We start from the raw sequence: 14,984 nt of genomic DNA, 5'->3' as shown, positions 1-14,984 counted from the left end.
GAATGATAGTTTTTTAAAATGCAAAAGATAAGATCATTTTCGTATGCAGGGATGTCATCATACCCGATATGCGTTAAAACATATTTCCCCACTACATATATATGTAAACATATTATTGTTAATACCTTATTAATTATTTATCTATTTATTGTTATTAATAGTATGATGTGTGTAAATTATTATTATTTTTATATCAAGAGATAATGTTTATTTGCATATAAAGATTTTCATGAAAATGTAGGGGTTCGTTTATATTGAACTCATGTATTTCTTATTACTAATTTTATATTACTTCATGATCTATCCGTACAGACTATTCAACTTCACTATCGTGATTGAATAATTCCTTTACATTTAATGGTCATTCAATATTTGCTGAAGTAGTAGTAAACAGCATGTTTATTGTTCATCTAATTTTTCACATAGTGAGCAGGGCTATCTGTACAGGATTCTAACATTTGTTAATTTCTTTTATATTTTTATTCTTCATGATTTAAAAATAGGCATTGTTTGCACCCTAGTTAGTCTAACTGTGTATACATCAGCTCTTACTCTCTCCTAATATCCCTTGCATATAGCACATAGATAATCACGTCGCCTCACGTAATAAATTCCAATCTTATTCATGAAAATATTCTAATAATGCGATGAATATATCTGTAAACTAATTTTGTTTGATAGTGATGAAATTTTAAATATAGTAAATAACGACGAGAGAAAAGATAACAATGGGAAGGAATTGGAAACTAAGAAGGCTTTTATTATTTTAATTAAACAAGTATCCCTTTTAGTTACTTGTTTTCAATAGTTAATAAATAAGAATTCGCTAACAATTTCGGTAAAAAATAAAATTAAAGATTATATTATAAGTTAAATTATAACGAAAAAAGACTCTGTTGAGATTTCTCTCTACAGAGCCTTTTCCATTTTCAAATATATTCATTTAGATTTAACTAATTGAATTAAATTTGATTTATTTATATTAGTTCCATTTTAACTCAGGTGCTTTTGCGTTGTTAATTTCTTTATCAGTTAAAGTAATTTTACCTGTTGCATCTGCAACTGCATCAGCAAAACGAGTATCTGCAGCTTTAATCTTAGCAGCTAAATTAGCAGCTGTTACTTCTTTAGTAGAAGCTACTACGAAGCCGTCTGTACCAGCAACATATGTTTTACCATTTAAAGTAATTTTGTCGCCTACAACTAAGTTAGTATCGATAGTAAATGTATACTCACCAGCTTGTGCAGTACGTGCATTAACACCGCCAGCAATTTCAATTGTAGCAGGAGTTGCAACATCAGCAAATGTGAAATCAGATCCAGTTAAGCTAATTTTGCTGAAATCAATTGTTCCAAAAGTTGCAATTGCTTGAACAACTCCATTAATTGTAGATAAATCATTATTAGTTGTTGGAATTTCACTTAATTTTACAGTAATTGTTTTTGTAACATTATTGTATGATGCAACTGCATCAGCAGTACCAGCAACTTGTTCGAATACAATTTTAATTCCGTTATAATCAGCTTGATTAGCTTCAGAAGTAGCTACACCTGCATTAACAGTTTTAGTAGCAAATACTACAGAACCTTTAGCATCTACTTTAGTAACTTCAGCTTGGTTAACTTTTGTTGTAGTAAGAGTAGAAATTTTACTTGCTGCTGGGTTAGCTGTAATTGCAAATGGTGCAATTGCAGAATTTGATGTACCATCAGTAAATGTAATTTTGTCTGCACTTACAGCCACTGTAGTACCTGCAACCACATCTTTTACATTTAATACTACTGTAGAACCACTAACTGATGCCACTGTAGCAGTACCTGCAGATAATGTGAAGTCATCCTTCTCAACAGAAGAAGCTACTACGTTTTTATCAAATGTTAATGTTAATTGTGTACCATCTACAGAAAGTACAGCATTTGTAATTTTACCTTCGCCAGCTACAGGTGCTTCAATTTTTTCAATTTCTAGAGTATAAGTACCATCTGTATTTTTAACAGAAGTAACTTTTACTGTGCTCTTAGCAGCTAGTGCGTCAGATACTAATTGTTCGAAGCGAGCTTCAGAAATTACAACACCTTGATCATTTTTTAGATTAGTAGTTGAATATTTGATTTCATCGTAACCAACAAATGTTAATTTGTTGTCAACTGTATTGATTTTAGAAACAACACCAGTGTATACATCTGGTACTTGAGTACCTTTTGTGAATGCTAATGTAGCAGTTTTGTTTGGTAAGCTTACTTGAGAAGCAGAAGCTTGAACTGATACATTTGATGCTACATTATTAGATGTAACTTTAAGAGTTGCTTTACCATTTACTGAGTTAACTTTAATAGTTTCAGTTGTTCCAGCTTTAACTGTTGTACCATTAGCTGTAACATCAGCGAATTGAGCAGTTACTTGGTAAGCTACTTCGTATACTCCAGTACCTGCATAGTAATCAAATCCGTTTTGATCTACTGATTGATACTCGAAGTTAGCAGTTTGAGTTGTTGGTAAAGTTGTTACTTCTTTGTCGTCTGCGTTTTTAACTGTTAAAGTTGCGTTTGCAATTACCGCATCAACGAAGTAAGTAGTTTCGCCTTTAGTTTGTAGGTCGTCTTTATCTAAACCACGTTCTTTACCATTTTCAAGGAATACTGTTGGAGCAGCATATGCATCACGTTGACCGATTAATGTGAATGATGCTTCACCTTTAGTACCTTTAACTTCGATTTCAAAGTAAGTATCTTTATTAGCAGTTGCTTTACGCTTACCGTCTTCACTTACGATTGTTACAGTTTTATCAGTGCTGTAGTTACCTTTTTCAAATGTAACGTATGCTTTAGTACCAGCTGGTGCAATTTTACCATCTTTATCAGTTACTGTAACAGTGTAGTCACGACCACCTTCACCAGTACCTTTGTTGTTTAGGTTATTAAGGTTAATTGCAGCTGCATTTTGTACGCCTTCAGCTTTAACACCTAAGCCTAAAGAATGGTTAAGTGAGAATTTAACTGCTGGAGCAGAAGCTTGTAATGCAGTTGTAGTATACTTACCATTTTTTTCCTTAGTATCATCTACGAATACAACTGGAGTAACTGAAGCGTTTGAACCAGTTAAAGTGAATGTTGCTTCACCATCGTTGTTAACTTTAACTTTTACAACATTTACGCCACCAGTAGTTACTTGAGATGGATAATCAGCGTTACCTACAACACCAGTATCGATAACTTTCACATCACGAACTAATTTATCAGGAGATACATCAACGTTTTCTGCAAATGCTACGTTTACATATTTGTAATCAACTGTAGTTGAGTTACCAACATATTGAGTGTTGTATGCATCAGTTTTGATTTTGTAAACTTTCTTAGAACCATTAGCTAAGTCATTACCTGTTGTTACTTCAGTAATAGTTAAACCTTCTGCCCAGTAAACTTTACCAGTAGCATATACTGAAGATTTTTCAGAAGCGTAAGCAGTTACTTGGTCGTTATATTTGTAGTAACGAGTGTAAGAGTAAGATGCAATACCTTCTTCATTTGTGTAAGCAACAACTTCGATTTTTGGATTTAATTGGTTGTTAGTATCGTTAGCAATGTTAAATGTTACAGGGATACCAGCTTTAGATTGACCTTCTGGTACAGTAACTTGTGCTTTAACTGTTGCTTCTTTACCAATTGTACCTTGTACAGATGGTGTAATCATTTTAACAGATGTTGGGATTACAGAAGCGATACCTTTGAATTTACCGATTGCTTCACCTTTGTAAGAAACAGTGTATTCTTTATCAGCAGTTTGAGCTGCAGTAGTTAAAACAACAACTTTTTTGTTAGTTTGTTTAACAGCTGCGCTTTTCACTTCTAATCCTTCGATTTTGAAGTTTTCAGCTTTTACGTTATCAACATCAACTGTATCTTCAAATGTTACTTCAACAGTTGTGCTGTTGATAGCTTTAACAGAAGCGTCTACACCTACTTCAACATCAAGGTTGATTGTACGGTTTAAGAATGAAGCGAATTGACCGCGAGTAATTGAGTTAGCTGGGTTGAATGCTTTATTTGCTTGTTTAGCTGCATCTGTAAGTTCAGCATAGTCTAAAGCAGTGATTGCTTCACGTTGTTCAGCAGAGAAAGCTTTGTCTAAGTCAGAGATTTCGCTTTTGAATTTTTCAGCTTTGTATTCTTTTACTAGATCTACTTCATAGATTTCGTTGATAGCACGCACTAAAACAACTGCCATTTGTTGACGTTGCATAGATTGTGTGTAGTTTAAGTTGCCGTTTGAACCAGCAAATACGCCTGCATCTTTAGTAAGTGCAGCATATTTTAATAGTTCTTTTTCAGCTGTTAATGGAAGATCGTTGAAGTATTGTTTTGTAGCCCAATCAGCTGGAGCTTCATAACCTTCAGTTTCTAACCAACGGCCTAATAATTTAACTACTTGACCACGGTTAATAGTTTGGTTTGGTTTGAATGTGCCATCAGCATATCCATTGATGATACCTGCTTCAGAAAGAGCGATAATCGCTTCTTTATGAGTGCTGTCTGCTATATCAGTGAATCCTGCTGCAGAAGCAACTGGTACGATTGCAGATGCTACTAATGTAGCTGTAGCAGCTGTTGCTACGAATTTTTTGTATTTCTTTGGTTGGTTAGCCATAGAAAAATTTCCTCCTCTAAGTTCATAAAATATGTCTCTACTACAAATCAATAGAAATGCAGTAAATAAACAACTACACATAAAAGTATAGTTGTATCCCTAAAAGTTGTCAATCATATTTTGGGAAAGTTTCTAATTCATTTCCGGAAAAACATGGGCATACAACTCTCTTTTACCATTGTCGTCTATTTTAGACGATTTTTCAAGTGATATTACACATCTTTTCCAACAATAATATGGTATATGAACCTTAAATGTTCAATCATTTTACAATAATAAACAATTATATATTTCTATTCCATTTTAGTTGGTATAAAAATTGGTAATTCTTTTTGGTTCTATGGAAATTGTAAGGGGCGTAATATTTGAAGATATTCTGGTGAATGTACTGTGGGATCTAAGTGTAGAATCATATTTTAAAAAACGAAAAAAGCTCAAGCATATAAATGCTTGAGCTTTTTTCGCTTGGGCTACCAACCGTTGTTTCCTTGCAGGGAATTCTATTTATTTCATAGAGGAAATTCCTATACACCTACAGTCTAACACTTTCAATTTAAAACGACAATACCAATTTTTAAAAATTATTGACGTTTCTTCCTTGCCACTTCCAATAAAAATAATGGAAGAGCGATTTGACGCTTGATACGCTTCGGTTCTTTCATTAATCGATAAAACCATTCAAGGCCAAATTTTTGGAAAATTTCTGGTGCACGTTTAACTGTACCTGCAAGCACATCGAATGATCCACCCACACCTTGATAAATGGTTGGATGCAATTGATCGCGATTTGCATTAATCCAGTTTTCTTGCTTTGGACTGCCCATCGCGACAAAAAGTAGATCGGGCTGCGCTTCATTAATGCGGTCCAGTACCTTCTGTTCGTCCTTTTCATAGCCGTCCTGTGTGCCAACTATTTTAATAGAAGGAAATAATGATTCTAGCTTTGCTTTTGCTGCATCCGCAATACCTGGTTTCCCTCCGTAAAGGAAAATAGGCTTGCCACGTTTTGCCGCTTCCTCGCAAAGCTTCATCATCATATCGACGCCTGTAACACGTTCACGAATTTGCCCTTTTTGAATTTTGGAAGCAAGAATAACACCAATACCATCTGGAATTTGAAATTCTGCTTCGTTAAGCAGCTTCTTTAGAGCAGGGTCTTCTTTTGCCTTGATAATTTTTTCTGGATTGATGGCAACAACGAGCGCCTTTTGTTTTGTTTCTATACGCTCGAATGCCATCTCCATTAATTCATCGTAGCCTTCTGTATTGACATTGATGCCAAGTACTGTTTCTTTCATCGGTTTTTCGCATCTCCTAAAAGGTGGAACTGGAAGCCTGCTTCTTCCCAATTATCACGTTTTAAGCAGTTTTTCGTATCGAAGACGATTTTTGACTTCACTGTAATTTCTGCAGCTTCTAATGCTTTGAATTCATTATGGTCCGTTAGAACAAGAATGATAGCTGCATCTTTTGTAGCTTCTTCTAAGCTTTGTGTTTGTGTAGCATGTTTGTTTTCTTTAATGTGTGGATCGTATGAAATAACTTCTAATCCAAGATTTTGTAACTCGTCAATAACGATAGTAGATGGACTTTCGCGCATGTCATCTACGTTTCCTTTGAAGGCTAGTCCAAGAACAGCTACTTTGCCACCAGCAATTTTGTTTTGATTTAAGATGGCTTGTGTTTTTTGTGCTGTGAAGCTTGGCATACTGTCATTTGTATTACGAGATAAGTGAATAATTTGTGCTGTCTCGCCACCTAACTCAACTAGGAACCAAGGGTCAACCGCGATACAGTGACCACCTACACCAGGACCTGGGAAGTGAACATTTACACGTGGGTGATAGTTCGCAAATTTAATGGCTTCCCAAATGTTTACGTCAAGCTTCTCTGCTAATTTTGCAAGCTCATTGGCAAACGCAATGTTTACATCACGGTAAGTGTTTTCCATTACTTTTACTAACTCAGCTGTTGTTGCATCTGTAAGGTGAATTGTACCATTCACAAATGTTTGATAAAGCTCTTTTGTCATTTGTGCAGACTTGTCATCAATCCCACCAACGATACGGTCGTTGTTTACTAATTCTTCAAAAATACGACCAGGAATAACACGTTCTGGTGAATGTGCTACAAATAAATCTACACCAAATTCAAGATTTGCTTTGATTAATTCTGGTAACATAATGTGCTCTACAGTTTTCGGTGGTACTGTCGATTCAAGAATGACAAGGTCACCTTTTTTCAAGAATGGCACGATCGAAGCCGTAGCTTGACGTACATATTCTAAATTCGCTGTATTATCAGGATTAATTGGCGATGGAACAGCCACGATGAACACGTCCGCTTCCTGTGGTGTCGTTGACGCCGTTAAGAAACCTTCATCTACTGCTTTATTCAGGCGCTCCTGCAATCCATTTTCTTCAATATGGAGCTTTTTCTCTTGAATACTTTTTACTGCCGCTGGGTTTACGTCCACCCCATGTACTTTTATGCCGTGGTTGGCAAACATTACAGCCGTTGGTAAACCGATGTAGCCAAGTCCAACGACACAAATTGATTTAGTCATTCTCTATTCTTCCTTCCGTTTTCAAAAACGAGTAGTTATATTAGATGTTTTATAAATGCATGATGCATTTTTGTTCTGCATTATAGTATACATCTTTCAAGTGAAAGTGTGAATCAATTTGTTATTTTGAAGCTGTTTTCTGTGTCTGATTAGCAAAAGTTTTGTTGGTTAGCGGCGGAATTTCGGGTTTTAGCGGCGTTCTTTGCTTGCTTAGCGGCGCAACTTGATGGTTTGGCGGCGTTCCTCCTTTGGTTAGCGGCGCTATTCACACTTTTAGCGGCGAACTCCAATATAAGCTGGACAAATGGTACTTCCTAATTCGATCTGGCCCAGTACTTGATAAATTTAATTTTTGTAAAAGCCGTTTTGCTACATACTGACTCTCTATATTCAAAAACTCACGACAATCACTGTTCGATATTGTATCTCCTACTAGCATGTGATAATCCAGTAGTGCTCGTATATGTGCGTTTTTACATTGAAATTTACAACTTTGACAATACCAAGTCATGCGCAATTTCTCCATCCCAAACTGACCACAGTTCTCACAATAAACACCCCGGCGCAAAGCCGAGACATCAATTTTATAATATTGGCAAAGCGGAAATGGCGTTTTGTTCCGCAAATGTGACAAAATAATGCTTTTGATTTCTGCCATTATTGTCGTCTCTTTGCTTTTCTCTAAATGTTTATGAAGAAATATCGGCAGCTCTTTTGCCATTAAAATCGGCAATCTCCCGTCCTCTCGATGAATATTTACATTATTGAAAGGAAAAACAACCGCTCCATAAATGGGTATAGAAATATGTTGTGTATCTAAGAAATGCTTCATCCCTTGAATATACTGTTCAAGCTGAATTTCAGGATGCGTAAAAACGTGAACCTCTCCAGATTCCGATGTACGAATGAGCTGGCGTGGGTCATTTTTAAAATGTACAGTTCCTCGAATATTTTTAATTTCTAATAGAATAATAGCGTTGGGGACAATGAGTAAAATATCAATTTGCATGGGAAGAACAGAGGGAAGTATTACATTGTGAAAAATGTAGCAATCATTGAGCAGCGCTATTTACTGTAGTTCCTTCATAACATATTGCTCACCAAAATCGCCCGCTTCGTTATTTTTGAGTTCCTGCTGAAGATTTTGATATTGTGGGTACGTGGGGTGTAACCGAGTCATAAGCGCTTGGAGTCCTTTTGTCAATGGAGATGGTGCGAAGGGTTTTATGATCAATCAATTCTCTCCTTTTCTATATAATTTTTAATTGGTTTATCAGCTATTGTCGGATCCTTCCAGCGATTATAGCATGTTTAACAGCGGTTTTGGTATTTAATCAGCGGTCTTTATTTTTTTATCAGCGATTGTTGCACTCTTATCAGCGGCTTTCGCTTTTTTATCAGCGATTGCTGTACTTTTATCAGCGATGTTCACTTACTTATCAGCGATTGTCGCTCTTTTATCAGCGATCCTCACTTTTTATCAGTGATTTAACCCCAACTAAAAAAGGAATCACCTTTAATATCGGGGATTCCTTGTTCCGCTTTCGAGTAATTGTAGAATTGATTGTGCTTGTTGCATGTGCATGGCTAGTACGTATTGACTTGCTTGCATGAGAATTTGGGCTTTTACCATATTCATCATTTCTTTTGCGATATCTGCATCGCGAATGCGGGATTCGGCCTCTTGTAGGTTTTCTGCTGTGTTTACGTTCGCATTGTAAGCGTGCTCTAGGCGATTTTGGTAGGCACCTAGTCTTGAGCGCTCGTTTGATACGTGCTTTAAAGCATCGTTCATTGTGGAAATTGCTTTATTGGCACCATCACGAGTTGCAATGGATGTTGTATCATCCAAGCCAAGTGCTCCAGCACCCATATCGCCAATGAATAGCTCGATGCTTTGACCTGAGTTGGCACCTGCCTGAATTTTAATACCGTTTGTAGCATAATCCCCATTTAGTAATGTCTTTGTATTAAATTCAGTGTCCTTCGAGATGCGCTGAATTTCTTTTTTTAATTCCTGAAATTCCATATCGAGATTCTCACGATCACTATCTGTTAAAGTATCATTGCTCGCCTGGACTGCGAGCTCGCGCATGCGCTGAATCATATCATGTACTTCATTTAGTGCACCTTCAGCTGTTTGAACGAGTGAAATACCGTCTTGAATATTTTTCGCTGCCATGTTCAAACCGCGAATTTGTGCACGCATTTTTTCTGAAATTGCAAGTCCCGCTGGATCATCCGCAGCACTATTGATGCGATAACCTGAAGAAATTCGAAGCATTGCCTTGCTCATAGCATCGGAATGTCTATTCATATTATTTAATATTGATAACCCCGTTGCTGACCATTTTCCAAGCATCATTTTATCACCCCATTATTATTTATATCGGTCTATGTTAAATTCTTTTAAGTTTATTTTGGTAATGTATTCTAATTTAGTAGGTTCTATATAGTAACGATTTCTAACCCATTTACACAATTTAGACTTTAGACCTAGAGATATATAAAAGCACCCTCTTCTCACATAGGAAAAGTAGGTGCTTAATTGCAATACCATGTATTCAATTTTGGAAACCTCCGAGTTGATGGTTCTTTTGTTGTAGCAGTTCAAAAAAGAGAGCTTTATTATTATCTAGTAATGCCTGGTCGATTAAATAATCAATGTTTTGCTGCTCCAGTTCTGTAATGAGCTGATCTACTTCGCCAACAGTCACTGAAGAAACAAGTGGTAACTGCGGTTTTGGAGTAGCGCTTTCAAGAATCGGTGTTAGATGCTCATGAACATTGGTAATTAATAATAATTGATATAATGGCAGTCGGATAAAACGATTCCCTTTCTGGAAAACAAATACCTCGGATATATTTTCGATTTGCTGTGTATTCAAGTTGATAATCATCTCTTTACCTTCGATGGGAATGAAATGGAAAATCTCATTCTCTTTTAAAATAGAGAAATATTGATAAGCAAACACGAGACGTAGTTTGTCTCCAGTGATTTTTGTGTAAAATGGCTTCATATATTGAACTTGCATCATCCTTCATCCCTCCCTACTTATCTGATTATTCAGATTTTAACACATATCAATTATCTTGTTAACTATCTTCTCCTTGATTTTTTTCTTTTCAATCATTCAGCTTATCATGTACGCATTTTAATCGTATAATGGAAGGACAGTCTTTTTTCCTTCATGCTTAAATGCCCACTAGCTATACATTATGAAAGGAGTGAGGTTATGGCATTGTCTATTGCCCAATTAGCTAAGGAACATCAAGAATTTATCCTTGCCAAAGTAAATGAAGCTGAACAGGCGTTACATCCTTCCTCTATTGAAGACGAAGAGCTAGTGCGTCGTGCTGTTTTTTCAGTACGGAACAAATCAGTTGTCTTTGAACGTTTTAATGGAGCGAGTTCTACATTATATGCAAGCGTACAGGATGTCAGACCTGCTTCTGTAGAAATTGATTTTGCCAAAGAGGAGTTGAGCTGTAATTGTCCTCAGCTGAAATGGTGTAGACATCAGGTTGGCGCATTGCTTGCCCTCTATCAGTATTTTGATTCGGTGCAAAATTGGTCAAGTGCTTGGCGTGCTCAAAAATCAGTGCAATTAAAATCATTAGCAGATGAACGAAGTCCAGAAAGCTGGAAATTGATGGTCGATGAAGTAATGAAACGTTTATTGCCACCTGGGCGTATTCTTGAAGGGTATGGCCTTTCTGCAATACGGACAGATGCATTGGAGCGACTTCAACGGCATGTGCCCTTCGAGCGCGAGTGGCAGCCACTTTATAAGCTTTTCATGGAGCTATCCATCTTTAATACAATATGGCGTCATTTAAATGAAACAAAAGGACATTCATTGGACTCTCCTTATATGAAATATTTTATTGATCAAAGTGTTCAATCATTCGAGAGTATATTGACGGAACTAACGGGTCGATCACGTCTTTTTGCTACTGATCCATTTTATGATGCGATTCAGGAATTAGTCAGGAAGTTTTTATTGGAACGACAAGGATTATTTGCTGATCGACTACAAATTTATATGTTGCTTTGGGCAGTGCTTTTTTATGAAAAGCCGCGTCGTGAACAGGAATTGGCACTGATAAATAAGCTTGAGAATCCTTCACCTGAGATTTCCTTACAGTCATTAAAACTGCTATTTTATGTGCTGCTACAAAAAGAAAGTTTATTACAAGAAAGCATTGCACATATTGATATACAACATATGCAGGACCTATTTGAACTGGCTACTTTTGCGAAACGTGCTGGTGAATCACATGCCCAGTCAATTATTTTACGTGCGATGCTACCATTTACCGAAGTCTTTTTACAGCAAACTGTGCCAGTTGTAAAACGTGCTCAATACGTAAGGCAATTTCAGCTTTTATACGAAGACATACAGCTTACGGAGGAACAGGAAGCTACATTATATAGTGCATTTGGTGTTTATGGGCTTCAACCGTTTTCGTTCTTTCTTATTAAAAAAGGACGTTATCGTGAATGGGCAGCCCTCCATCAGTTAAATCTCTCTTCCCTTTCTTATTTGGAAATGTGTGGATTAAAGGATGTACTTCAAGTTGCGCCTGCAACAGTATTGCCCTTATATCATCTATATGCCATGACTGAAATTACACAAAAATCACGTATGAACTATAAGCAGGCTGTACGAATTTGGAAAAGTATGCGCAGTGCGGCAAAGCGTGCTGGCAAAACTGCTTATTTTGAAACATACATGCAAACAATCCGTGCAGAGTATAAACGACTTCGTGCATTACAGGAAGAAATTGAGAAAGGAAACTTAGTATGATGACTATAAATGCTCCTTCCCCGTTTTCAAAAAAACTACAGCTTCGTATTAATGCCGGACAGGAAGGATATTTTACGTTACAGGGATTTACTGCTGATGGTGCAGCAATGGATGCAGACTCACTCATTTCTTCATTATTTTTTAACTATGAAGCGAATGTCTATGGTTTATTAACCAATCGTTCAGAACGTACGATTGACGTTTCAACCTCTGAGCTCCTTGATATTTTTTCACAGCGTTATGTACATCCTTTTATTGCATGGCAAGGTGCAAACGCAGAAAGTCAGGTATGGCTAGAAAAAGCGTCTGCTTTACAAACGTATTGGCAGGAATCCTCGCTCTGGTCATACGCAAATATTGCAGATGATTTTTCCGAGCTAACATTCCCTATAGACGGTGTAGATGCAGTTTTATTAGAAACGGCAGTGCAGCAAAAACTGGCACAAGCTGGTCTTTTACTGTCTGATTTACCAAAGCTAATGCCATTTTTCTTGCGTGGTGGCTGGCCATTAGAGCAGGAACGACAGGCAGGTGCAGTTACTGTCTCCCTACGCTTAAGTGAGCCTGAGGAAGATTCAGATGTTTGGCTTTTAGAAACAGTACTTAGCACGGCTACAGCCAAAAACTACTGGACGCCCGCTATACGAAAGCAGTCACTACCAATTGCTGACGCTCTGCCGGCAAAGTGGCAAATGTATGCTGATGCTATTGAACAACAACAAGAACAAATTGTAGATCTTCTTGCTGTTGAAGATTTACGTAGCGATATTTTCATCCGAATTATGCTTGAGGATTTACAAGTTCGAACATTTTTACGTGAAGATTTAGCAAGATTACAGGCACTCGGCTTTGACGTTGTTTTACCGGCTTGGCTAAAGGATTTAAAACAATCCAAAATGCGTGTTCGCGTAAGTACTGGCAATGTAGCGACAAAGAAGGTTGCTGGACTAGACGATATTTTAACGTTCAAATGGCAGTTTTCTATGAATGGACAGTCCATTTCAGCTGAGCAATTTAAAAAGCTTGTGGATGAGAAACGCGAATTCATCCGTATTGGTACTGAATGGTTTCGAGTCGATGCAAACTGGATGCAAGAAATGCGTGCATTGATGCAGCAAGCAGATGATGAAAGCTGGACTGTTCGTGAATTGCTATTTCGTGAGCTACCAGAGGATTTATCCTTACCTCTTGAAGAAGAGGATGCCGATGATGCAATGCGAGATGATCCAATTTTTGCATTTGAATTGCAAAAATCGCTTAAATCCTATATGGAGCAGCTTCAGGAGAAAAAAGGACTTCCTACAGTACCGGTTCCTACCTCTTTGCAGGCAGAATTACGTCCTTATCAGCATGAGGGCTTTGAATGGCTTGTTTTCATGCGCGAACAAGGATTTGGTGCGTGCCTAGCCGATGATATGGGTCTTGGTAAAACGGTTCAGCTTATTTCTTATTTGCTTCATCTTAATGAAACAACTAGGGATACAAAGCCATCTATCATTATTTGCCCTACGTCCGTGCTAGGCAACTGGCAAAAGGAACTAGCTCGTTTTGCCCCTTCCTTGACTGTGCATACGCATTATCAGGCGAATCGAGCAAAGGAAGATGCTTTTAAACAGCTAGTAGAAAGAGAAAAACCACATGTGATTTTATCTACTTATGGCACGGTATCACAGGATGCTGAGTTTTTACAAGAAGTAGAATGGGCAGCAGTTGTACTAGATGAAGCCCAAAATATTAAAAATATGCAAACGCTACAATCAAGGGCTATTCGTAAATTACAGGGTGCTCATCATATTGCTTTGACAGGTACACCTGTGGAAAACCGTTTATCGGAGCTATGGGCAATTTTTGATTTTATCCATAAAGGCTATTTAGGTAGCTTCGGTCGCTTTAATGAAGAATTTATTTTACCGATAGAACGAGATGAGTCTGAGTCACATAAACAGAAGCTACGTGCAAAAATACAACCATTTTTACTTCGCCGTACAAAACGTGACCCACACTTACAGCTTAACTTACCGGATAAGCAAGAATCTCATGAGTATTGCCCATTAACAACTGAGCAAGCATCTCTATATGAAGGATATATATTAGAGACGCTCGACCAGTTGGAGCAATTAACAGGCTTTCAAAAAAAGGGACGCGTCTTAAAGATGCTCAGTAAGTTAAAGCAATTATGTAATCATCCTGCCTTGTATTTAAAAGAACCTTTCGAGGATGCCGAATCAATGCTAACTCGTTCTACGAAATTAGAAAGTATCGTGCAAATGGCTACAGAAATCGTGGACAACGGCGAGCAGTGCCTCATTTTCACACAATATATTGGAATGGGGCAATTACTACAGCATTGTTTTAGTGAACTATATAATATTGATGCACCGTTCTTAACTGGCGCAATGCCTAAGCAGCAGCGTGACCGCTTAGTAGAGGCATTTCAGGCAGGAGATTTCCCAATATTTATCCTTTCCTTAAAAGCGGGTGGAACAGGGCTCAATTTAACAGCTGCAAATCATGTATTACACGCCGATCGCTGGTGGAATCCTGCCGTTGAAAATCAAGCGACAGACCGTGCATATCGAATTGGTCAAACACAATTTGTGCAGGTGCATAAGTTTGTTACCATTGGTACTATCGAAGAAAAAATCGATAAAATGCTAGCCCAGAAATCTGCATTATCAGAAGAACTAATTCAATCAAGCAAGTGGTTAACTGAATTAGAAGATGACGAACTTCGTGATTTAATGAAACTAGATTTTTAAAAATGAAGAGATGCGCCAAGAGCACAATGTTCTTGGCGCTCTTTTATTTCAGTGGATATTGCAGTTACTTCTTCCCTACTTACTTCATATTTATATTTAGTTGTGTGTAAATTGCTCATTGCTGTGCGGTCTTCAGCAATGAACTACGTTTATGAAAGGTATACATCATTCCTTTCTAAATTGATTACGGTGCAAGTAATAGA

Annotated in this window: 8 protein-coding genes; 2 read left to right on the top strand and 6 right to left on the bottom strand. The window is 37.3% G+C overall.

The features are described 5' to 3' along the window. Window positions 1–982: 982 nt before the first annotated feature. The 6 genes from ACIQLB_RS12350 to ACIQLB_RS12325 form a co-directional block, all read right to left on the bottom strand. Window positions 983–4,645, bottom strand: coding sequence for an S-layer homology domain-containing protein (locus ACIQLB_RS12350; RefSeq protein ID WP_400725827.1), 3,663 nt, complete (start codon window positions 4,643–4,645; stop codon window positions 983–985). Window positions 4,646–5,226: 581 nt separating this feature from the next. Continuing rightward, window positions 5,227–5,943: a WecB/TagA/CpsF family glycosyltransferase gene (locus ACIQLB_RS12345; protein WP_400725824.1), complete on the bottom strand. Its 717-nt coding sequence runs from the start codon at window positions 5,941–5,943 to the stop codon at window positions 5,227–5,229. Beyond that, on the bottom strand, window positions 5,940–7,211 hold the full coding sequence (locus tag ACIQLB_RS12340; protein ID WP_400725821.1) for a nucleotide sugar dehydrogenase: 1,272 nt from the start codon (window positions 7,209–7,211) through the stop codon (window positions 5,940–5,942). Before ACIQLB_RS12340 ends, ACIQLB_RS12345 begins: the two co-directional genes overlap by 4 nt. Before the next feature lie 265 nt (window positions 7,212–7,476). After that, window positions 7,477–8,256, bottom strand: a complete 780-nt coding sequence (locus tag ACIQLB_RS12335) for a nuclease-related domain-containing protein (protein ID WP_400725876.1) — start codon at window positions 8,254–8,256, stop codon at window positions 7,477–7,479. Between the two features lie 471 nt (window positions 8,257–8,727). Continuing rightward, on the bottom strand, window positions 8,728–9,573 hold the full coding sequence (locus ACIQLB_RS12330; protein ID WP_400725874.1) for a flagellin N-terminal helical domain-containing protein: 846 nt from the start codon (window positions 9,571–9,573) through the stop codon (window positions 8,728–8,730). Window positions 9,574–9,775: 202 nt separating this feature from the next. After that, the gene (locus ACIQLB_RS12325) at window positions 9,776–10,249 is read right to left on the bottom strand and encodes a transcriptional regulator (protein WP_400725818.1); all 474 of its coding nucleotides are present in this window, start codon (window positions 10,247–10,249) and stop codon (window positions 9,776–9,778) included. 198 nt (window positions 10,250–10,447) lie between these two features. Between ACIQLB_RS12325 and ACIQLB_RS12320 the strand changes: the two genes are divergently transcribed. Both ACIQLB_RS12320 and ACIQLB_RS12315 read left to right on the top strand, forming a co-directional pair. Further along, complete coding sequence (locus ACIQLB_RS12320) at window positions 10,448–12,022, top strand: hypothetical protein (protein ID WP_400725815.1); 1,575 nt, start codon at window positions 10,448–10,450, stop codon at window positions 12,020–12,022. Then, the gene (locus tag ACIQLB_RS12315; protein ID WP_400725813.1) at window positions 12,019–14,781 is read left to right on the top strand and encodes a DEAD/DEAH box helicase; all 2,763 of its coding nucleotides are present in this window, start codon (window positions 12,019–12,021) and stop codon (window positions 14,779–14,781) included. The genes ACIQLB_RS12320 and ACIQLB_RS12315 overlap by 4 nt, the downstream gene beginning before the upstream one ends. Window positions 14,782–14,984: the final 203 nt, after the last annotated feature.

The organism is Lysinibacillus sp. NPDC092081 (assembly GCF_044755845.1).
Lineage (GTDB): Bacteria > Bacillota > Bacilli > Bacillales_A > Planococcaceae > Lysinibacillus.
The sequence above is the reverse complement of the archived record's forward strand: the minus strand, read 5'-3'. Positions and strand labels throughout refer to the sequence as shown.

Coding starts and splice junctions, on each gene's coding strand:
- ACIQLB_RS12350 (WP_400725827.1), bottom strand. CDS start 4,645: ATGGCTAACCAACCAAAGAAATACAAAAAATTCGTAGCAACAGCTGCT.
- ACIQLB_RS12345 (WP_400725824.1), bottom strand. CDS start 5,943: ATGAAAGAAACAGTACTTGGCATCAATGTCAATACAGAAGGCTACGAT.
- ACIQLB_RS12340 (WP_400725821.1), bottom strand. CDS start 7,211: ATGACTAAATCAATTTGTGTCGTTGGACTTGGCTACATCGGTTTACCA.
- ACIQLB_RS12330 (WP_400725874.1), bottom strand. CDS start 9,573: ATGCTTGGAAAATGGTCAGCAACGGGGTTATCAATATTAAATAATATG.
- ACIQLB_RS12325 (WP_400725818.1), bottom strand. CDS start 10,249: ATGATGCAAGTTCAATATATGAAGCCATTTTACACAAAAATCACTGGA.
- ACIQLB_RS12320 (WP_400725815.1), top strand. CDS start 10,448: ATGGCATTGTCTATTGCCCAATTAGCTAAGGAACATCAAGAATTTATC.
- ACIQLB_RS12315 (WP_400725813.1), top strand. CDS start 12,019: ATGATGACTATAAATGCTCCTTCCCCGTTTTCAAAAAAACTACAGCTT.